The 257-nt window shown below is 73.2% G+C and carries 1 protein-coding gene; it reads left to right on the top strand.

All coding sequences use genetic code 11. The annotated features are described in order from the left end of the window. Window positions 1-257: enoyl-CoA hydratase/isomerase family protein (locus G3N93_RS41020; RefSeq protein ID WP_206135637.1), on the top strand; the 257-nt coding region annotated here is incomplete at both ends.

Here is a 257-nt window from a genome sequence, read left to right as displayed (position 1 = left end):
CCGCGCATTACCGGCTCGCGGTGCCCGGCGCGAAGCTCGGGCTGCCCGAAGTCACGCTCGGCCTGCTGCCTGGCGCGGGCGGCACGCAGCGCGCACCGCGCCTGATCGGCGCGAAGGCCGCGCTTGACCTGATGCTGACGGGGCGGCACGTGAGCGCGGACGAAGCGCTTGCGTTGGGCCTGGTCGACCGCGTCGCGCACAGCGACGACACGCTCGCCGAAGGCCTCGCGTATGCGCAGGAACTCGTTTCGCTCGGA

Source organism: Burkholderia sp. Se-20378 (genome assembly GCF_017104665.1).
Lineage (GTDB): Bacteria > Pseudomonadota > Gammaproteobacteria > Burkholderiales > Burkholderiaceae > Burkholderia > Burkholderia lata.
The sequence above is the reverse complement of the archived record's forward strand: the minus strand, read 5'-3'. Positions and strand labels throughout refer to the sequence as shown.